This window comes from Pseudomonas sp. LAMO17WK12:I10 (genome assembly GCF_900215185.1).
In the GTDB taxonomy this organism is placed as follows: Bacteria; Pseudomonadota; Gammaproteobacteria; order Pseudomonadales; family Pseudomonadaceae; genus Aquipseudomonas; species Aquipseudomonas chlororaphis.
On record NZ_OBDX01000016.1, the window covers coordinates 152,664 to 173,854 of the forward strand.

The 21,191-nt window shown below is 62.2% G+C and carries 11 protein-coding genes; 4 read left to right on the forward strand and 7 right to left on the reverse strand.

Features of this window, described 5'->3' with window-relative positions:
* Nucleotides 1–100: 100 nt before the first annotated feature.
* Nucleotides 101–8,848: a hypothetical protein gene (locus CRO75_RS18395; RefSeq protein WP_097137346.1), complete on the forward strand. Its 8,748-nt coding sequence runs from the start codon at nt 101–103 to the stop codon at nt 8,846–8,848.
* A gap of 244 nt (nt 8,849–9,092) precedes the next feature.
* Here CRO75_RS18395 and CRO75_RS18400 read toward each other — a convergent pair whose 3' ends face one another.
* From CRO75_RS18400 to CRO75_RS18430, 7 genes are all read right to left on the reverse strand, one after another.
* The gene (locus CRO75_RS18400) at nt 9,093–9,809 is read right to left on the reverse strand and encodes a response regulator transcription factor (RefSeq protein ID WP_097137348.1); all 717 of its coding nucleotides are present in this window, start codon (nt 9,807–9,809) and stop codon (nt 9,093–9,095) included.
* A gap of 566 nt (nt 9,810–10,375) precedes the next feature.
* The gene (locus CRO75_RS18405) at nt 10,376–11,773 is read right to left on the reverse strand and encodes a TolC family outer membrane protein (RefSeq protein ID WP_177409764.1); all 1,398 of its coding nucleotides are present in this window, start codon (nt 11,771–11,773) and stop codon (nt 10,376–10,378) included.
* Between the two features lie 2 nt (nt 11,774–11,775).
* On the reverse strand, nt 11,776–13,089 hold the full coding sequence (locus CRO75_RS18410) for an HlyD family type I secretion periplasmic adaptor subunit (RefSeq protein WP_097137352.1): 1,314 nt from the start codon (nt 13,087–13,089) through the stop codon (nt 11,776–11,778).
* Nucleotides 13,082–14,857, reverse strand: a complete 1,776-nt coding sequence (locus CRO75_RS18415) for a type I secretion system permease/ATPase (RefSeq protein ID WP_097137354.1) — start codon at nt 14,855–14,857, stop codon at nt 13,082–13,084. The genes CRO75_RS18410 and CRO75_RS18415 overlap by 8 nt, the downstream gene beginning before the upstream one ends.
* A gap of 461 nt (nt 14,858–15,318) precedes the next feature.
* The gene (locus CRO75_RS18420) at nt 15,319–15,435 is read right to left on the reverse strand and encodes a hypothetical protein (RefSeq protein WP_110402611.1); all 117 of its coding nucleotides are present in this window, start codon (nt 15,433–15,435) and stop codon (nt 15,319–15,321) included.
* Between the two features lie 141 nt (nt 15,436–15,576).
* Entirely contained in the window at nt 15,577–16,326 is a 750-nt protein-coding gene (locus CRO75_RS18425; protein WP_097137356.1) for a TIM barrel protein, read from the reverse strand.
* A complete protein-coding gene (locus CRO75_RS18430) occupies nt 16,313–17,020 on the reverse strand; it encodes an arylsulfatase (protein ID WP_092420908.1) in 708 nt (235 codons plus the stop codon). The genes CRO75_RS18425 and CRO75_RS18430 overlap by 14 nt, the downstream gene beginning before the upstream one ends.
* 151 nt (nt 17,021–17,171) lie before the next feature.
* Here CRO75_RS18430 and CRO75_RS18435 point away from each other — a divergent pair, with 151 nt between their 5' ends.
* The 3 genes from CRO75_RS18435 to CRO75_RS18445 all read left to right on the forward strand — a co-directional run.
* Nucleotides 17,172–18,071, forward strand: a complete 900-nt coding sequence (locus CRO75_RS18435) for a GntR family transcriptional regulator (protein ID WP_009044321.1) — start codon at nt 17,172–17,174, stop codon at nt 18,069–18,071.
* A gap of 228 nt (nt 18,072–18,299) precedes the next feature.
* Nucleotides 18,300–20,756: a membrane-bound PQQ-dependent dehydrogenase, glucose/quinate/shikimate family gene (locus CRO75_RS18440; RefSeq protein WP_097137358.1), complete on the forward strand. Its 2,457-nt coding sequence runs from the start codon at nt 18,300–18,302 to the stop codon at nt 20,754–20,756.
* Nucleotides 20,757–20,966: 210 nt separating this feature from the next.
* On the forward strand, nt 20,967–21,191 hold a 225-nt coding region (locus CRO75_RS18445; RefSeq protein ID WP_143503953.1), incomplete at its 3' end, for a transposase.

Genomic DNA, 21,191 nt, shown 5'->3' on the forward strand with positions numbered 1-21,191 from the left:
GGCCAATGCGCAATCTGCGTGGCATCTCCATAGTTATGAAATATGCCCGCGGAGGGCTCACGCCCCGGTCTCTACGACTGGAATTGCTCAGGAGAATGTCATGGCTATTCTAAGAAAAACCGCATCCCCCACGAACGACCTGACCACCGCCCATTCGGACTGCGATCCCCCCTTCCTGGTGTTCGGCGATAGCGTGACCCTGGACGAAACCAGCGGGTTGCAGAACGCCACCGCCACGCCAAGCCCCGCGGGAGACGCTAACGACAATGACATCCTGTTGTCCGCCCTGCCCTCGGCCTTCGCCACCCGGTTGACCGCCCTTGGGGCAGGTACCGCCATGGACGCGGCCTTGAGTGGCTACACCGGTGCTCCGGGCAACACGGGCAGCAATGCCTTCACCCTCAACCTGACGCCCGGCACCAACATCCTCGATATCAAGTTCACCGACAGCCTGGGCGCGGCGCTCAACGGCCTGGACAGCGGTCTGGATACCCTCGATGGCACCAGCATCCTGCTGTACACCGATACCAACAACAACATCCTTGTGGGTCGGGCCGGTGGCCCTGCCGGCGCGATCGTGTTCGCGGCCTATATCGAGGAAACCGGATCGCCGGTCAGCGGCGGCAAGATCTGGACCGTGGAATACCAACCGCTCAAACACCCGGACGCCAGTAACCCGGACGATGCCCTCAGCCTGCTGAACAAGGTGTTCATCAGCACCCTCAAGGACGGATTCGACCTGACCAACGCCCCCTCCGGGCAGAACCTGTTCCTGATGTTCACGGGGTCGAACCCGACGGTGGTCAACGACGGCGGTGTGTTGCGGGTCAGCGATCCGACGATCATCGCCACCGGTAAAGCCCCTGCGGACCAGTCATCGGGCGCCAACATCAACACCGGTGACACCATCAACACCAGCCAGGGCGGTGGCCCGACCACCATTGGTACCAACAACCAGATGATCGTGGAACAGGAAGGCATCCGCCTGACCTTCGTCACCGGCGCCCGGCTGGATGTGACCGTGCCCAACCTGAGCCAGAACGAAGCCGATGTCGAAGCCAACATCAACTACACCGCGATGTTCAATACGATGACCGCCAGTTTCGATGTCGTGCAGCTGCAAGGCGGCAAGACCGCGATGGTCAAAATCAGTGCCTACAGCACGGCGGTTGAAAGCGGCGTGAATTTCATCAACGGCTATGCGAACGATGCATCGGTGGCCATCACCAATGTGCGCATCTTCGATAAAAGCACCGGGCTGGTGATCGAGAACTCCGACGGCTCGGTGAATGATCCGAACATTGCCATCAGCTTCTCGGGTGGCGTGGCCACCATCACCGGCGTCAAGGCCGGCTACCAGATCGAATACACCACCAGCGCCGATCACAACCGTGTGCTGATCGAAAACGGAGCCGCCGTCAACGCCAGGGGCGATAACCACGCCGACTTCGACATCGGTGGTTTCTCGCTGCGCCACCCCTCCACGATCACCACCGAAATCGGCTCGAAGATGATCTTCGAGGACGATGGACCGACCGCGGCCGGAGCCCCTGCGACCGGTATCGTCGATGAGGACGGCCTGGCCAATGGTATTCCCGGCGGTGTCGGCGACGTACCTGGCGAGGTCACCAGCGTCAGCGGCAACGTGACCGCTATCTTCCAGTCCGGCGTCGATGTGCCGCTGACGTACTCCTTGTCGAGTGATACCAGCGGCCTGCCTGCCCTGACTTCCGGCGGCGTCGCGCTGGTCTACAGCGTGGTGGGCGACACCCTGACCGCCAAGGCGGGCGCCGTCGATGTGTTCACCTTCAGCCTCAGCGCCACGGGCGCCTACAGCTTTACCCTGCTGCAACCGCTGGATCACCCAGCCGGTAACGACGAAAACGACATCACCCTCAACCTCGGGACCTTGCTGAAAGCCACCGACAAGGATGGCGATTCGGTGACGGCTGCGGCCGAAAAACTGGTGATTACCGTCGACGACGATACGCCCACCGCGACCGGCGTCGCTGCCAGCGGTACTGTCGACGAGGATGGCCTGGCCAATGGTATTGCCGGCGGTGTCGGCGACGTACCTGGCGAGGTCACCACGGCCAGCGGCAATGTCACCGGGATCTTCCAGTCCGGTGCCGACGTACCGCTGACTTACTCCCTGTCGAGCGACACCAGCGGCTTGCCTGCCCTGACTTCCGGTGGCGTCGCGCTGGTGTATAGCGTGGTCGGCGACACCCTCACCGCCAAGGCCGGCGCCGTCGATGTGTTCACCTTCAGCCTCAGCGCCACGGGTGCCTACAGCTTTACCCTGCTGCAGCCACTGGACCATCCAGCCGGTAACGACGAAAACGACATCACTCTCAACCTGGGCACCTTGCTGAAAGCCACCGACAAGGACGGCGATTCGGTGACGGCCGCCGCCGACAAGCTGGTGATCACCGTCGACGACGATACGCCCACCGCGACCGGAACCGCTGCCAGCGGAACTGTCGACGAAGACGGCCTGGCCAACGGTATTGCCGGTGGTGTCGGCGACGTGCCGGGCGAAGCGACAACGGCCAGTGGCAGCGTGACGGGCGTCTTCCAGTCCGGTGCCGATGTACCGCTGACTTACTCCGTGTCGAGTGACACCAGCGCTCTGCCAGCATTGAGTTCGGGTGGAGTGGCGCTGGTCTATAGCGTCGTAGGTGACACCCTGACCGCCAAGGCCGGCGCCGTCGATGTGTTCACCTTCAGCCTCAGCGCGGCGGGCGCCTACAGCTTTACCCTGCTGCAACCGCTGGATCATCCTGCGGGCAATGACGAGAACGACATCAGCCTCAACCTCGGCACCTTGCTGAAGGCCACGGATAAAGATGGCGATACGGTGACCGCCGCCGCCGAGAAACTGGTGATTACCGTCGATGACGATACCCCCACCGCGAATGGCACCGCCGCGGCCGGAACCGTCGACGAGGACGGCCTGGCCAACGGCATTGCCGGCGGTGTCGGCGACGTACCGGGCGAAGCGACAACGGCCAGCGGCAGCGTGACGGGCGTCTTCCAGTCCGGTGCCGATGTACCGCTGAGCTATGCCCTGTCGAGTGATACCAGCGGCCTGCCTGCGCTGACGTCTGGCGGAGTGGCGCTGGTCTACAGCGTCACCGGCGATACCCTGACCGCCAAGGCCGGCGGCGTCGATGTCTTCACCTTCAGCCTCAATGCTGCCGGTGACTACAGCTTTACCCTGCTGCAACCACTGGATCATCCGGCCGGCAACGATGAAAACGATATCAGCCTTAACCTGGGTGCAATGCTGCAAGCCACCGACAAGGACGGCGACACGGTAACGGCCGCCGCCAACAAGCTGGTGATTACCGTCGATGACGACACGCCCACCGCCACCGGCACCGCCGAGGCTGGCACCGTCGATGAAGACGGCCTGGCCAATGGCATCGCCGGCGGTATCGGCGATGTGCCCGGAGAAGCCACCACGGCCAGCGGCAATGTGACGGCAATCTTCCAGTCCGGTGCCGACGTGCCACTGACTTACTCCCTGTCGAGCGATACCAGTGGCCTGCCAGCCCTGAGTTCGGGTGGAGTGGCGCTGGTCTACAGCGTCGTAGGTGACACCCTGACCGCCAATGCGGGCGTGGGTGGCGCCGAGGTATTCACCTTCAGCTTCAGTGCCACCGGTGCCTACAGCTTCACTCTGTTGCAACCGCTGGATCACCCGGCCGGTAACGATGAAAACGACATCACCCTCAACCTGGGCACAATGCTCCAAGCCACGGATAAAGATGGCGATACAGTGACGGCTACCGCCGAGAAACTGGTGATCACCGTCGATGACGACACGCCCACCGCCACCGGAACCGCTGCGGCGGGCACCGTCGATGAAGACGGCCTGGCCAACGGCATCGCCGGGGGCGTCGGTGACGTGGCTGGCGAAGCCACAACGGCCAGCGGTAGTGTGACGGGCGTCTTCCAGTCCGGTGCCGATGTACCGCTGACTTACGCCTTGTCGAGCGATACCAGTGGCCTGCCGGCCCTGTCGTCCGGTGGAGTGGCGCTGGTCTATAGCGTGGCCGGCGATACCCTGACTGCCAAGGCGGGTGCCGTCGATGTCTTCACCTTCAGCCTCAACGCCGCGGGTGACTACAGTTTCACCCTGTTGCAACCGCTGGATCACCCAGCCGGCAACGATGAAAACGACCTCACCCTCAACCTGGGCACCCTGCTGCAAGCCACGGATAAAGACGGCGACACCGTGACGGCTGCCGCCGAGAAACTGGTGATTACCATCGATGACGACACGCCCACCGCAACCGGAGCCGCCGAGGCGGGCACCGTCGATGAAGACGGCCTGGCCAATGGTATTGCCGGTGGCGTCGGTGATGTACCTGGCGAAGCCACCACGGCCAGCGGCAGCGTCAGCGGCATCTTCCAGTCCGGGGCCGATGTACCGCTGACTTACGCCTTGTCGAGCGACACCAGTGGCCTGCCAGCCCTGAGCTCGGGTGGAGTCGCACTGGCCTACAGCGTGGTGGGCGATACCCTGACCGCCAATGCGGGCGTGGGTGGCGCCGAGGTATTCACCTTCAGCCTCAGTGCCGCCGGTGACTACAACTTCACCCTGCTGCAACCGCTGGATCATCCGGCCGGTAACGATGAAAACGACATCACCCTCAACCTGGGCACCCTGCTGCAGGCTACGGATAAGGACGGCGACACCGTGACCGCCGCGGCTGAGAAGCTGGTGATCACGGTCGATGACGATACGCCCACCGCAACCGGAACCGCTGCGGCCGGAACCGTCGATGAAGACGGCCTGGCCAACGGCATCGCTGGTGGTGTCGGCGACGTACCGGGCGAAGCCACCACGGCCAGCGGTAGCGTGACGGGTATCTTCCAGTCCGGTGCCGATGTACCGCTGACTTACTCCGTGTCGAGTGATACCAGTGGCTTGCCTGCGCTGACGTCTGGCGGAGTGGCGCTGGTGTACAGCGTCGCCGGCGACACCCTGACCGCCAAGGCGGGTGCCGTCGATGTCTTCACCTTCAGCCTCAGTGCTACAGGTGACTACAACTTCACCCTGCTGCAGCCGCTGGATCATCCGGCCGGTAACGACGAGAACGACATCACCCTCAACCTGGGCACCCTGCTGAAAGCCACCGACAAGGACGGCGACACGGTAACGGCCGCCGCCAACAAGCTGGTGATTACCGTCGATGACGACACACCCACCGCAACCGGCACCGCCGTGAGCGGCACCGTCGACGAAGACGGGGTGATCAATGGCATTGCCGGTGGTGTCGGCGATGTACCCGGCGAAGCAACGACTGCCAGCGGCAGCGTCAGCGGTATCTTCCAGTCCGGTGCCGATGTACCGCTGAGCTATAGCTTGTCGAGTGACACCAGCGGTCTGCCAGCCCTGAGTTCGGGAGGGGTGGCGCTGGTCTACAGCGTGGCGGGCGATACCCTCACCGCCAAGGCGGGTGCCGTCGATGTCTTCACCTTCAGCCTCAGCGCCGCGGGGGACTACAGCTTCACCCTGCTGCAGCCGCTGGATCACCCGGCCGGTAACGACGAGAACGACCTCACCCTTAACCTGGGCACGCTGCTGAAGGCCACCGACAAGGACGGCGACACGGTGACGGCTGCCGCCGAGAAACTGGTGATCACCGTCGATGACGACACACCCACCGCGAATGGCACCGCCGTGAGCGGCACTGTCGACGAAGACGGGGTGATCAATGGCATTGCCGGCGGTGTCGGCGATGTACCCGGCGAAGCAACGACGGCCAGCGGCAGTGTCAGCGGTATCTTCCAGTCCGGTGCCGATGTACCGCTGACCTATAGCTTGTCGAGTGACACCAGCGGCCTACCGGCCCTGAGTTCGGGTGGGGTGGCGCTGGTGTATAGCGTTGCGGGCGATACCCTGACCGCCAAGGCCGGTGCCGTCGATGTCTTCACCTTCAGCCTCAGCGCCGCGGGTGACTACAGCTTCACCCTGCTGCGACCACTGGATCACGCAGCCGACAGTGACGAAAACGACCTCACCCTCAACCTGGGTACCTTGCTCAAAGCCACCGACAAGGACGGCGATACGGTGACGGCTGCCGCCGAGAAACTGGTGATTACCGTCGATGACGACACGCCCACCGCGAATGGCACCGCGGTGGCCGGCACCGTCGATGAAGATGGCCTGGCCAATGGTATTGCCGGTGGTGTCGGCGACGTGGCCGGTGAAGCCACCGTGGCCAATGGCAGCGTCAGCGGTGTCTTCCAGTCGGGAGCCGACGTGCCGCTGACTTACGCCTTGTCGAGTGACACCAGCGGCTTGCCAGTCCTGAGTTCGGGCGGAGTGGCGCTGGTCTACAGCGTTCTGGGAGATACCCTGACGGCTAAAGCGGGCGCAGTCGATGTCTTCACCTTCAGCCTCAGCGCCGCCGGTGACTACAGCTTCACCCTGTTGCAGCCGCTGGATCACCCAGCCGGCAATGATGAAAACGACATCACCCTCAACCTGGGAAGCTTGCTGAAGGCTACCGACAGGGACGGCGACTCGGTAACCGCCACCGCGGAAAAACTGGTCATCACGGTCGATGACGACACGCCAACGGCAAATGGCACCGCCGCGGCCGGTACCGTCGATGAGGACGGCCTGGCCAACGGCATTGCCGGTGGTATCGGTGACGTGCCCGGTGAAGCCACCACGACCAGTGGCAGCATCAGCGGTATCTTCCAATCGGGTGCCGATGTACCGCTGACTTACTCCTTGTCGAGTGATACCAGTGGCCTGCCGGCCCTGAGTTCGGGCGGGGTGGCGTTGGTCTACAGCGTGGCGGGCGATACCCTGACGGCCAAGGCCGGCGCAGTCGATGTGTTCACCTTCAGCCTCAATGCTGCGGGTGACTACAGTTTCAGCCTGCTGCAGCCGCTGGACCATCCAGCCGGTAACGATGAAAACGACATCACCCTCAACCTGGGTACCTTGCTGAAAGCCACCGACAGGGACGGCGACTCGGTAACCGCCGCGCCCAACAAGCTGGTGATCACCGTCGATGACGACACGCCAACGGCGAATGGCACTGCCGTGACCGGCACTGTCGACGAGGACGGCCTGGCCAACGGCATCGCCGGTGGCATCGGCGACGTACCTGGCGAGGTCACCACGGTCAGCGGCAACGTCAGCGGCCTCTTCCAGTCCGGGGCCGACGTACCGCTGAGCTACTCCTTGTCGAGCAACACCAGCGGCTTGCCAGCCCTGAGCTCCGGTGGAGTGGCACTGACCTACAGCGTCCTGGGCAACACCCTGACCGCCAAGGCCGGCGCGACTGACGTGTTCACCCTCAGCCTGACGGTAGCGGGTGCCTACACCTTCAGCCTGCTCCAGCACCTGGATCACGCGGCGGGCAATGACGAAAACGACCTCACCCTCAACCTGGGCACGATGCTGCAGGCCACCGACAAGGACGGCGACACAGTGACCGCCGCAGCCGACAAGCTGGTGATCATCGTCGATGACGACACGCCAACCCTGGCCTTCGGCAACCTGATCGGTACGGGGACCGACCACGCGCAACAAGGCTACTGGGACATGGCGGCCGGCGCCGACGGGCTGGGTGCGGCCGGGCTGGACATCTCGCTAGTGAACGGTCAGTTCACCCTGGTCCGGCCGGACGACACGACCACCACCGGCACCGGTACGCTGGTCGAGCAGTCGCCGTCACCGGACGCCAATGGTGCGTATCAGTTCGCAGGAACCTTGACCGGTGACTTCGACAACAACGCGGCAACGGCCAATACCACCGTGCACTACACGCTGACCGCCAACGCCAATGGCACCTATGCCCTGGACCTGGAGGAAGGCTTCCGTTCGACCATCGTCCTCAGCAGTGCCGACGGCTCGCTGGATGCCGGTGGCCCGGATCCGGTGCGTACGCTGACCATCGGTAGCGAGCATATCGTGTTCTTCGGCGCCAACCCGCTGGCTCCTGCAAGCGGCGCGAACAGCATTCAGACCGGCATCGGGCTTGGCGCGTCCGACCCTACCGAAGCGCAGTTGCAGACCAACCCGCTGCCGTCCTACATCGGCTCGGCGGCCTTGAACGTCAGCACGGCTGGCATCGGCATCGCCAACAACCTGCTCCAGGGCGACAACCAGGCGGCAATCGGCGCAGCCGATGAAAGCTTCGTGGTCAACCCTGAAAGCCTGCTGACGAGCATGAAGGTGTTTATCGACAACTCCGTGGGCGGTTACAACACGGCCACCGAGGACCTGTACTACAGGGTCTTCTACGAAGATGGCACCTTCTCCAACCTGATCGAGGTCAACACCCTGACGCCAGAGGCCGGTGGACAGGTGTCCTTCACCGTCGAGCAATCGGCTACATCGTTGATCGATGCGGTCCAGCTGACGATGGCCCGGGGCGAGATCAAGATCCCGACGATCGAGTTCAGCCACGAGACCGAGAGCCTGGCCAGCGACGTCAAGCTGGCGTTCAACGCGACGGTGACGGACAAGGATGGCGACACGGCAAGCAGTGCGTTCAACGCCAACCTGTTCGCCAACGACACGACCGATGCCCTCTTCGACTTCAGGCTGGTGGGCACCACGGGTCAGCGCGATGCCTTCAACATCGACCTGTCGGGCGCCGAGAACAAGTACCAGGTCAGCGGTTTCGATGCTGGAGCAGGCCAGCACGATGCGCTGGTGCTCATTGGTGACGCGGGCGCCGTTGTGCAGTCGATCAACAACGCCGGCGCCGACAGCATCGTCACGGTAGCCGAGACCGGTGGACAGATAACCACCATTACCCTGGTCGGGGTCGATCTGCTCAATACCGACATTGTGATGGGCAGCGTCTGAAACCTCGCGCATGCGAATGAAAGCGAGGGTGGCCTGGAAACCACCCTCGCTTTTTTTTGCCGCTACCGTCCGAAACGCTCTCACTCGCTCGCGCGACAAACGCCCAGGCAGCCCAAGGCTCACAGAGCACGGCGACATGCCTGCGCATTCATGGGGCAGGAAACGACGAGAACGGCATCACCCTCGATCCGGGCAGCCTGGACAGCGACAAGGGCAGCCACAGGGCTGGCTTGTCTTGATCAGCTCATTTCAGTTCCACCCACGTGGAGTCGGGCGGTTCTTCGTTGTCGGTGAGCCCGTGCTTGAGCGCGTACATCAGCAAGTCGATGCGGTTGATCAGGTTGAGCTTCTGATAAATGTTGCTGAGGTGGTTGTGCACGGTGTGCTCACTGATGCCCAGGCGCTCGGCGATGCTCATGTATTTGGCGGACGGGTCGCCGACGATGGCGCGAATCAGCTCCCGCTCGCGCAGCGTCAGCCGCGCCTGCTTGGCCTGCTCCAGGTTGCATCGCACGGGTACATGCCGGGTCGCGGCATAGCCGGAAAGCCCACCGGACCAGGCTCGGTCCAGTCCGACATCGTAATCGTGGACCTTGATGATGGCCCGGACGATCGAGTCCGTCGGGTCTTCCGCCAGCACGATGCCGCGCGCGCCCGCCTCGATCGCCTGGGCAACCGGAACGGACTCGTACAGGCCCTTGAGCACCAGCAGTTTCATTTCCGGGCTGCGGGTCAGCCCCGCGACGACCTCCAGGGGGTTCAGCGCATCCGGAAAGAAACTGAAAAAAATCACGTTGGGACGCAGCTGATCGGCAAGGTCCAGCGCATTGGTGTAGGTGGTGGCCTGGCCACTCACCTCCATCCGGGGCTTCCTCGCATTGATCAAGTCATGAAGCCCCATAAGAACGAGGGGACGGCAATCGATCAGCATCACGCGTATCGTTTTTTTCTGGTCTGGCATGATCTTGCTGCCTCCCCTTGAAAAACGATGACCTTCATACGCGTTGGCCTTCCTTGATCGGCCACTCGCTCTTGAAGGACGGATGCGAGCGCCGACAGGCTCTGAAAGTGCCTTCCCGGATCTTGGCGACCCGGGGTACAGGCAGATGTTGCGGAGGTTTCCCGAAGCCGGGCAAAGCTATTGAAACTGCACAAATAAGAATAACTATCAATAGTTTGCATGTGCTGCAGGGCATCCGCGAGCCCTCAATTGAGTCTAGGCCAGCCCACTGTGCTGCCTGCCAACCCATCCGTCGGTCTTCGACTCAAGCCGGATGTGGGTCGCGTGATCGATGCTCCCCCAAGGCGCCCTGCCCCCCGCAAATCAAAGTCTTAGGCGCGCTGTGGGCACCTGCGGGCAGACTCGGATCCAACCAGGCTCGTCAATTAACAGACGAGTGGCGCGCGAATAAATCAGTGCTGAACAAGAACGTCAATTTACCGACGAAGCCGGCCGTGCCATGAAACCAGCGGCTCGACGCCGGCTCCGGGGCTGCAGAGCGCGACAGTCGAATCGCCAGGCGACCGTTACTCCTGGTCCTCGACGCCACCGCCCATGGCCTGGCTGGCGCTACCGGGACTCAACCAGGCATTCACATTCTCGATACTTTCCACCGGCGGTTTGCCCGCCCAACGATTGAGGGTGAAGACATTGCTGAGGAACTCGTACTGCGTCTTGAGCAGGTCGCGCCGGGCACGGAACTCGTTGCGCACGCTGGTCAGTACATCGACGGCATTGACCATGCCGTAGCTCAGCCCCTTCTCCGCCGCCACCCGGGACAGCTGGGCCGAGGCCAGGGCCGAACGACTGGCGTCGATCTTCTCGCCGTTCGAATTGGCGGTCAGGTAGGCGCTGGTGATCTCCTTGACCACCCGGCGCCGGATCGCTTCCAGCTGCTGCTCGGCGACCAGCTGGTCCTGGTAGAGCCCACGGACCCGCGCCGAGGTCGAGCCGCCGCTGTACAGCGGCACCTGGACGCCGATGCCGGCGACATAGCTGTCGGTGCGGGGCGCCAGGGTATTGTTGTAGCCCTCGTTGGTCTGTTGCGCGCTGAGGTTCAGGCTCACCGTCGGATAGTGCCCGCCCTTGCCACTGCGCAACGCTGCGTTCGCGGCTTCGGCGCCGCTTTCGCTGGCCTTGAGGGTCGGGTTCAGCTCCATGCCATCGCGCACCCAGGACTCCAGGCTCTGCGCCGAAACCCGCAGTTGCGCGCCATCGCGAATCCGGTTGAGCTTCTCCTTGACCGGCCGGCCGACGAGTTCCGCCAGCGCCTCGCGGCTGATGCGGGCCTGGTTGCGGGCATCCAGTTCCTGGGCCGCGAGCAGGTCCACGCGGGCCTTGAGGTCGAGCTGGTCGGTAATCAATGCCATCTGTTTTGCGTACAGCGCATTGACCCGGTCCAGGCTCTTTTGCGTGGTTCGCCGCTCGGCCCGCACCAGCTCCAGCTCATCTTCGGCCGCCAGCGCGGTGAAGTAACGCCGCGCCAGTTCCACCGCGGCCTCGGCCTGGGTATCCAGCGCTTCGGACTCGGACTGCTTGGCCAGGCTCTTGAACTTCTGGTAGTTCTCCCACGCAGCCTTGTTGTAGAGGTACTGGCGCAGCACCAGGCTGTAGCTTTCGCTATCGAAACTGCGCTCCTGTATCAGGTCGTTTTCCTGGTGGATCCGATTCGCCCCGGCATTCAGCGACAGTTGCGGCAACAGCGACCCCAGGGCCTCGCGTTGATGCTCCTTGCCGGCCTGCGCTTGCGCATAAGAAGCCAGGACCTGTGGATCTTCCAGCCGTGCCTCGCGATACAACTGCATGAGGTCGGTGGAATAGGTCGAGGCGCTGACCCCGGTTGACGTTCCTGCAGCGGTTTGCGCCAAGGCGGCCCCCGCTGCAAGCATGAATGCACTCCCTAGCAGAACTGACGACGCTCCCACAGTCACTCCTCGATCATTGATTGAGACATCACATCCCGGGCTGGCTGCATCAAGTACTGCAACAGCGTGCGCTGCCCGGTGACGATCAACACATCTGCCGGCATCCCCGGCAATAACTTGCGCTCCCCCAAGGTACGCACGCCGTGCTCGGTGACCCGGACCCGCGCCAGGTAATAGCCAGCCCCGGTCTTTTCGTTGGTCAGGCGGTCGGCCGAGACGCTGCTGACCTCGCCTTCGATCACCGGCGTGGTCGAGCTCTTGAACGCGCCAAAACGGATATCGGCGCGCTTGCCGATGGCGACACGATCGATGTCCACCGGCGCCACCTGGGCCTCGATGACCAGTTCGGACACCGAGGGCACGATGTCCAGCAAGGGCGTCGCCGAACGCACGACACCGCCAATGGTGTGCACCGTCATGCCAATCACCATGCCCGCGTCGGGGGCGCGGATGACAATGCGGCTGAGGCGGTCTTCCAGGGCCGAGGTCTTCTCTTGCAGGTCGAAGATCTTGGTCTGTACCTCGGCCAGCTGCTTGGCCACGTCGGAGTTGAAATCCTTATCGACCTGGAGGATCTGCAGCTGGGTTTCGTTGATCTGCAGGTGCGTCCTGTCGATGGTGGAGCGATGGTCGGCCACCTCCGACCTGAGCATCCCCAGCTTGCGGTCCTGCTCGAGCAGGCGTTGCTTGTCGACGAACCCCTGCTTGAGCATGTCGGACAAATCGCCGATTTCACCGCTGTAGGATTTCTCGAGTTGCACCTTGACCGCGATCATCGACTCCAGGCCCTTGATCTGCTGGTGCAATTGGCCGATACGCTCGCGCAGCACCGATATCTGGCCCAGCCGCGAGCCGCGCCGCGCGTTGAACACCTGGGTCTCGCCCTGGCGCGCTTCCTCTCCCCGCACACTGGCGGGATCGATCGCCGGCCCGAAGTCGATCGCCGGCAAGCCATCGCGCTCGGCAATCAACCTGGACTCCATGGCCCTGGCCGCAATCAGCTGGCTTTGGGTCGCCTCGTATTCGGAGCGCAACTGGGCATCGTCCAGAATGATCAGCGGGTCATCACGCTTGACGATGTCACCATCATGGGCCAGCACCGACTTGACGATGCCGCCTTCCAGGTGCTGGACCGTCTTGCGGTACGCCTGCACGGTGACCACCCCCGGCGCGTAAGCGGCACCATCCAGGGGCGCGAGTGCCGCCCAGGTGCCGAACAGGCCGAAGGTCACGCCGACAATGCCCATGCCCAGGCGGTGGGCCTTGCGATCGGATACCGGCAGGTCGGAAAAGCTCTCGATTTGACGACTAGGCATAGGATTCACCGCCATCGTCCTTGCGGGCATCGATCGACGCCACATTGGTAGCCACCGGTACTGGCCCGGCGTGTTTCGGTACCGGCGGTTGCTGCCCGCTGAGTTCGGCCAGCACTTCCTCGCGCGGCCCGTAGAGGCCGACCATCCCGGCTTTCATCACCAGCAACCGGTCGAGTTGCGACACGATATTGGTGCGGTGGGTAATCACGAACAGGGTCGCGCCGGTGTGCTTGATCTGCCCGATGGCGGCCGCCAGGGCGCGATCACCGACTTCGTCGAGATTGGAATTGGGTTCGTCGAGAATGATCAGCCGCGGGTTGCCGTACAGCGCACGGGCCAGCCCGATGCGCTGGCGCTGCCCTGCCGAGAGCATGAAGCCCTCGCTGCCGATGACGGTGTCGTAGCCATCGGGCAACAGCAGGATCATTTCGTGGACGCCAGCTATCCTGGCGGCCTGGATGACCTTCGCCGAATCGATCTCGGCGAAGCGGGCGATGTTCTCGCCGATGCTGCCCTCGAACAATTCGATGTCCTGGGGCAGGTAACCGATATACGGGCCAAGCTCATGCTTGTCCCAGGTGCTGATGTCCGCGCCATCCAGCCGGACCACCCCATGCTGCGGCGGCCAGACGCCGATCAGCGCCCGGGCCAGGGTCGACTTGCCCGAGGCGCTCGGGCCGATGATGCCCACCACGCAACCGGCCGGTACGCTGAAGCTGATGTTCTTGAGGATTGGAGTGCTCGAGCCAGGTGCCGTGACAATCAGGTTCTCGACCTGCACCTGGCCCTCAGGCGCCGGCAAGGACAGACGCTCGGGTTGCGCCTGCTGTTTGCCGAGGATGTCGTTCAGGCGGTTGTACTGCGAACGGGCGGCGATAAAGCCTTTCCAGCTGCCGATCATCAGGTCGATGGGCGCCAGTGCCCGGCCCAGCAGCACGGCCCCGGCGAACACCAGGCCGGCCCCCACCTGATGGTCCACCGCCAGGTAGGCCCCCAGGCCCAGCACCAGCGATTGCACCAGCAGGCGGAAAGTCCGCGAAAGCGTGGTGACAACGCCGCCCCGGTCGCTCGCCAGGGACTGCAGCAGCAGAACGCTTCTCTGCCGGCGTCCCCAGCGATCCATCAGGGTGTCCAGCATGCCCATGGACTCGATGACTTCGGCGTTGCGCAGGTTCTTGGTGGTATGGAGGGTCGCGCCGATATGTTCCCTGTTGGCCTGGGCCAGTACCGGCCCCGTGAGCTTCTCGTTGACGAAGGCGAGCACTATCAACAGCAGCGCGCTGCCCGTCGCGACCCAGCCGAACCAGGGGTGGAACAGGAACATCACGGCGATATAGATCGGCAACCAGGGCGCGTCGAAAAAGGCGAACAGACCGCTGCTGGAAAGAAACTGGCGCAAGCCCGTCAGGTCGTTGAGCGACTGGGCCGAGGCATCCATGCCGCCGCTGTCCAGGGCCCGTTTGAAACTGGCCTTGTAGACCTGGCGACTGAGCAGCACATCCAGCCGGGTACTGACCCGGACCATGATGCGCGAACGAACCCATTCCAGGGAGCCGAGGGTGATCACCAGCAGGGTCATGATCAACGTCAACATGGCCAGGGTGGTCAGGCTGCCGCTGGTCATCACCCGCCCATACACCTGGAGCATGTAGAAGGTCGGGACCAGCATCAGCGCATTGATGAAGAAACTGAAAAAGCCGACGAAAACAAAGCTGTCTCTACAGACCTTCAACGCATTTTTCAGACTGTTTTCAGGTGTGCTTTGCATTGAAACCTCTGCTCGAAAGGCCAGCCTTTGTGGAGCTTAGATCACGCCAGACAGCTGCGCGCAGCCATTGGCCGGTTCGCCCCGGACAACCGGCATGCCCCCGGCAACGGCCCGGCGCGCGAGCACGCGCAAGAGCCCCTTGGCTTGGAGGCCGGAGAGCTCTGGCACGGGCTTTTAGCGCCATAGTGGGCGGTTGGAAGGTGGCTGCCGCAGGGGCGCCGCGAGAGGCCGGGACAGGCTTTCCAGGCACATGACAAGGTTCGCCGCACACCTGCTTCGCACAGAAGAATCCGATTGTCGGTAGCGACAGCTGCAGTGCACGCCGCGCCGGGGTATCCCGATGAGTCTAGTTACTGAATTGGCCGGCCGATCTTGCGATGACCAGCGGTGCATTCGCGGATATCGGGTAGGCGGGAGGGGGTGCTTCCGTGCGCAAGCGGCTGATTGCGATCAGCCGCCTGTCACTCGCGGGTATTGATACCGCGCTGCACCCGCTTGAGGTGGTTTTCAACGTAGAAAGCCGCAGCCTCTTCGTCGCCAGAGACGATCGCTTCGTAAATCAAGCGATGCTCCGCCACGTAGAGCTGGATGCGATTGGCCTTCGATATTTCATTTTCCAGGACGCTTCGCTGGGTTCGTGTCGCTCGGCCATCGGGGGCTTCTGCCTTTGATGGCGGCGATTCTACCCATGCAGCTTTTCAAAGGGTTTCGTACAGAACCTAGGCACTTAGCTGCTTGATCCAGTCAAGGCTCGCGACAGTCGCGCCGGAGGGGCGGTATTCACAGCCGATCCATCCTGGGTAGCCACGCTGCTCCAGCGCCGCGAACAAGACAGCAAAATCCATGCTCCCCGTTCCCGGCTCGTGACGGCCCGGGCAGTCGGCGATTTGCACATGGACGGTCCTGTCATAAAACCGGGCCAGAACCTCGGCTGCATCTCCGGTCAGAAGCTGGGCATGGTAAAGATCGAGAATCAGCCCGACACTCGGAAAGCTCTCCAGCACCTGCTGCGCCTTGTTGAAGTCAGACATGTAGTAGTCCGGCATCGCCTGCGCACTGATCACTTCGATAAGCGGCCGTACCCCCTGGTCTTCGAAGTATTTGACTGCGTACTCCAGGTTGCTCCCGAAGGTAAGCGCCGCCTCATCCTGTGTCGTCACTCCTGACATGATGTGGACATCCGAACAAGCCAACGCCTTGGCGTAGCTCACAGCCTGGCGTAAGCCGTCGCGAAATTCTTCTTCCTTGCCCTGCAAGGCAGCAATGCCTTTGGTCACCCCAGCCGGTGCGGCGAACTGAATCAGCGACAGGCTGTGCTGAGCCAAGTGGTCGGCCAAGAGACTGGCATCGAACTCATAGGGCGACGGAAACTCCACCGCCCGAAACCCCGCCGCGGCGGCGGCCTCGATGCGCTGCAGAAAAGGCCATTCATTGAATTGGAAACCGAGATGAGCATTAAACTTGAGCATGGGGTAAACATCCGTCCTGGGAAGAAATGAAATCATCAGCCTGGAGCATCCTGCGCATCTCCAGCACTGCACTGTCGGGCGTGGTCAGTACCGGCAGACCCGAGCGGGCCTGTGCCTGCCCTGCGGCACTGGTCATTGAAAACTGGGCGAAACAGATCAGGTCGCAGGCGTCGACCTGAGCGGCCATTTGTGCAATGGCGCTATCGTGACCTTCCTTGTCCCCTTCACTCAACGCCTGCATTGCCCCTGGAACAAAATAGGGCACCACCTCCGGCGCTCGGCCACTGCGCTCAGCCGCTTGCCTGAACTCGGCCATGATCGAGGGGATGGTCGGCTCGAACGTCGCCAGCACCGCAATACGCGATGCTTGCGTGAGAGCCAGGTTGATCATGGCTTCGTTCGGCTTGAGTAGTGGAATGGCAATCTCGGGCTTGCACAGGTCGATGGCATCGCCAAAAGCCGAGCAGGTAAACAGGATCGCGTCCGCTGCGCTTTGTACGGCGTAATGGGACAGCGTCAGAAAGCGCGCCTTCATGCTCGCGGTCAATTCGCCCTCTTCCACGCGGTCCCGGGACAACGAGTCTTCGAGCAGATTGATCACCTGTGCCTGGGGCCAATGCCGGGCAAAGGCCGTCGCGATCGGATCGATCGCCAGTGCAGTCGCGTGGATCAGGAAAATACGTGGAGCCTTCATGCTCATGTACCTCGACCAGGTTGTTCGCCCCATCCGCCAGTGCGCTTTGTGCAGATCCCCACACCTTCGTATGGTATTTTCCAACTCCAGTCCGGTGGGGGCACCCGCCCCAGCGCAAACGGACTGACATCAATCATCCGAGAGAGAGCCTGTGATCAAGAAAGACCTCGCCTTGCAGTTGGCCCCCCGCGTTATCGAGATGATTCGCGCGCGCTCGATGAAAGCCGGTGAGCCGTTGCGCGAGCAGACGTTTGCCCAAGCGCTGGGAGTTTCGCGCTCGCCGGTGCGGCGAGTGTTTGCCTTGCTCGCTGAATGGGACCTCGCCATCCAGGAACCCAACCGAGGCTACTTTCTGAAACAAGACGCCGGGCAGATTCAAGAAACGACCTTCCCGCTCGCCAGCGATCCTTTCGAAGACTTTTACCTTCGCGTGGTCGACGACATTCTGGGTGGCGAGATACCTGAGCACTTTTTCGAAGCCCAGCTGCTGCGCCGTTACGAAGTACCGCGCGGGCAATTGCTCAAGGTCTTGAACAGGCTGGCCAGCGAAGCCATGGTGGAACGCAGGCCGGGGCAAGGATGGGGTCTGAAGGACTTCGTGCATAACGCCCAGGCGCACATCCAGAGCTACCGCTTTCGCATGGCCATCGAACCGGCTGCCCTGCTCGAGCCTGGCTATCAGGTCAATCACGCCGCGTTCGCCCAGGCCAGGCAACAACAGCAGGCCATGCTCGACGGGGATATCCAGACCTTGTCCCGTGCCCAGCTGTTCCAGGTGGGCGCCCAGTTTCACGAACTGATCGTGCAGTGCTCCGGCAATGTCTTTTTCATCGATGCCATACGCCAGCAAAATCAGCTCAGGCGCTTCATCGGCTACAAGGCCAACGTCGATCGCACCCGTCTTATGGCGCAATGCCAGGAACACATCCATTTGCTCGACCTCATCGAATCTGATCGGCGCGAAGAAGCCGCGCAATTTCTCTGGAAGCATCTGGACGAAGTAGGTCGTCTCAAGACTCAACAGGACGTCATGCCAGATGAGGGGATATAGAGCGCACCCCTGACACCCGATGACTGATCGAGGCTTTGTCGGAGCGCTCCAATCATCCGCCGGCCAGCTTACCACGATTGTTTTAACTCAATACAAAATACAAAAATATCGCTCATCCCGACGATTCAGCTAAATTTTTCGTCGCATATTGTATTTCATTATCACAATGAGCAATTATGCGCGCCGCTCGGAAACGTAGCCATATCGAATCACACAGGGATGATTGCAATGAACGAAAGGACGTTGGGTAGAGGGGCGGGAGTCTCGAACCTTCTGTTCGGGGGGTACACCGTATTGGTTGCCCTGCTTGGAGTGACACTGGCCTATAAAGGCGGCGCCCTGGTGAGTGCTGGCGGATCACCCTATTACGCCATGATGGGCACCGCCCTGTTGCTATCGGCCCTCCTCATCGGCCTGAAAAAACCCCTCGGCCTCTACCTGTATGGCGCAGCTGCTCTGGCCACCTACGCCTGGGCGATCTGGGAGTCCGGGTACAACGGCTGGGCCTTCATTCCACGCCTGGCCTGGCTGGCCGTTCTCAGCGTTCCGTTCCTGGCTTTCTGGCCGGTGGTGCGGCGTGACTTTGCCAACGTCAGCAGAAGTCATTACTTCACCATCATGGGCCTGTTGCCGATCCTCATGGGCGGCACGATCCTGGTGCCGCTGTTCTTCCCGGACACCGTTCACCTTGCCGACTCGACGCTCGCCACGACGCGCCCCGGACAAGCCTTCAGTCGCAATACGGTGACCTCACCGGACGGCAATATTGCCGCGTCACACGACGAGACCAACTGGACCGCCTATGCAGGCTCCAACCTGGGCAACCACTATTCCGCCGCATCGCAAATCACCCCCTCGAATGTGTCGGGCCTGGTGAAGGCCTGGGAGTACCACCACGGCGATGTGAAGCAACCCGGCGAAAAGACCAAGTACCTGAACGAGGCCACGCCGATCAAGGTGGGCAACTCGCTCTACACCTGCACCCCGAAGCAAATCATCATTTCCCTGGATGCCACCACCGGGAAGGAGAACTGGCGGTTCGACTCCAAAGTCGACCCGGATTACTTCGCCAATGGCGGTGCCTACTGCCGTGGCGTCTCCTATTTCGAAGTGCCCAATGCCAGCGGCCTGTGCGCCTCACGCATCATCTGGGGCACCAACGATATTCGCCTGGGCGCGGTAGACGCCTTGACGGGCCAGGCGTGCCCCGACTTCGGCAACGCTGGTTTTGCGGATTTGAAAGACGGCCTGGGTACCTTCAGGAAAGGCTCGACGGGTATCACCTCCGCCCCCACCATCATTCGCGGAGTGGTGATCACCGGAGGCCGAGTCCTTGACTCCGATGTACGCCCTGCCCCCTCGGGCGTGGTACGCGGCTACGACGCTGTCACCGGCAAACAGAAATGGGCCTGGGACCTGGGTCGCCCGGACATCCATGCTCCCGCTCGCGACGACGAGACCTACACCCTCAGCACACCCAACTCCTGGGCACCGCTTTCCGCCGACGATGAACTCGGCTTGGTGTATATCACCACCGGCAACGCAGCCGGCGACTTCTATGGCGGTACTCGCACCGAACAAGAGGACAAGTTCAGCTCCTCCCTGGTCGCGCTGGATGCGGCCACTGGCAAGGTCAAATGGCATTTCCAGACCGTTCACCACGATCTGTGGGACTACGACCTGAGCCCTCAACCCAGCCTGATTGACTTCCCTACCGCCACGGGGCCACGCCCGGCCGTCATTCAAGCCACCAAATCCGGCCAATTGTTCGTGCTTGACCGCGCCACCGGCGAACCGCTGGTGGATGTCGTGCAATCTCCCGTGCCCCAGGGAACCGCGCCCGGAGACTACACCGCGGCCACCCAGCCACTTTCGCCCGATATGCCGAGCACCATGGGGCGCCCATCGAAAACCCCGGAAGTACTGACCGAGGCCGATGCCTGGGGGCTGACGCCTTTCGATCAGATGCAATGTCGCCTCGAGTTTCGCCAGGCACGCTACGAAGGGATCTTCACCCCGCCGGTCGTAGGCCAGCAAAGCCTGATTTTCCCTGGCCATCACGGCGGTTTGAACTGGGGAGGCGTGATGGTCGACCTCAAGCGAGGCCTGCTGATCATCAACAACCAGCGGCTCCCTTATATGCAGGGGCTGGTTCCCCGCGAACAACTCGACGCCCTCAATGCCAAGTCGTTCCAGGAATCGCCGGGCAACAGCCAAGGCTTCCGCGTCCAGGCCGGGCTGCCTTACGGCGCCATCAAAGATCCATGGATGTCCTCCCTTGACCAGCCGTGCATTGCGCCACCCTGGGGCTTCATTGCCGGTATCGACCTGCGCACGCGCGATGTCGTCTGGAGCCGCCCATTCGGTACGGGGTATGACAGCGGGCCTTGGGGAATCGCCTCTCGGATGCGCTTCGAAATCGGTACGCCGAGCGATGCGACGGGCGTGACGACAGCCGGAGGCGTGACATTTATCGGTGCCGCCATCGATCGTTTCATGCGGGCTTATAACAGTGAAAGTGGAGAGCTGCTGTGGGAGGAACGCCTCCCCGCAGGCAATCAGGCTTCACCCTTGACCTACATGAGCCAAGGCCGACAGTACGTCGTGGCCGTGGTCGGCGGTCATGACCGGATTCCAACCAAGCTGGGTGACAGCATCATCGCCTGGGCCCTGCCCGAGAAGTGAATCGCGTTTTGTCTGAGAGGGCTCGCCATGACAGTGTCGGACAGGGATGTAAAACATATGAATGTTCTCCCCCCCTGCGACCGACGAAAACTTTAGTCATGGCATAGAGCCTCTCAGTTTATTAAATAGCGATAGCCACTAGGTTCTGTACGAAAACCCTTGAAACATCGAAATGGGTAAAATCGCCGCCATCAACGGCAGGAGCCCCTGATGGCCAAGCGATACGAACTCAGCGATGCGTCCTGGGAAATGATTGAAGATCTCATCACCCAGGATCAGAAAACGGGACGCCCAAGAAACGACGACCGCTTGATGCTCAACGGCATCCTATGGGTGCTCTGCTCAGGCGCCGCATGGCGCGATATGCCTGAGCGTTTCGGCCCTTGGTCGACGGTCTATCAACGCTTTCGCGACTGGCGCAATCGAGGCACCTTT

Bases quoted from the DNA above. Each gene is read 5' to 3' on its own strand.
- CRO75_RS18395 (WP_097137346.1), top strand. From the start codon at position 101: ATGGCTATTCTAAGAAAAACCGCATCCCCCACGAACGACCTGACCACC.
- CRO75_RS18400 (WP_097137348.1), bottom strand. From the start codon at position 9,809: ATGCCAGACCAGAAAAAAACGATACGCGTGATGCTGATCGATTGCCGT.
- CRO75_RS18410 (WP_097137352.1), bottom strand. From the start codon at position 13,089: ATGCCTAGTCGTCAAATCGAGAGCTTTTCCGACCTGCCGGTATCCGAT.
- CRO75_RS18415 (WP_097137354.1), bottom strand. From the start codon at position 14,857: ATGCAAAGCACACCTGAAAACAGTCTGAAAAATGCGTTGAAGGTCTGT.
- CRO75_RS18425 (WP_097137356.1), bottom strand. From the start codon at position 16,326: ATGCTCAAGTTTAATGCTCATCTCGGTTTCCAATTCAATGAATGGCCT.
- CRO75_RS18430 (WP_092420908.1), bottom strand. From the start codon at position 17,020: ATGAAGGCTCCACGTATTTTCCTGATCCACGCGACTGCACTGGCGATC.
- CRO75_RS18440 (WP_097137358.1), top strand. From the start codon at position 18,300: ATGAACGAAAGGACGTTGGGTAGAGGGGCGGGAGTCTCGAACCTTCTG.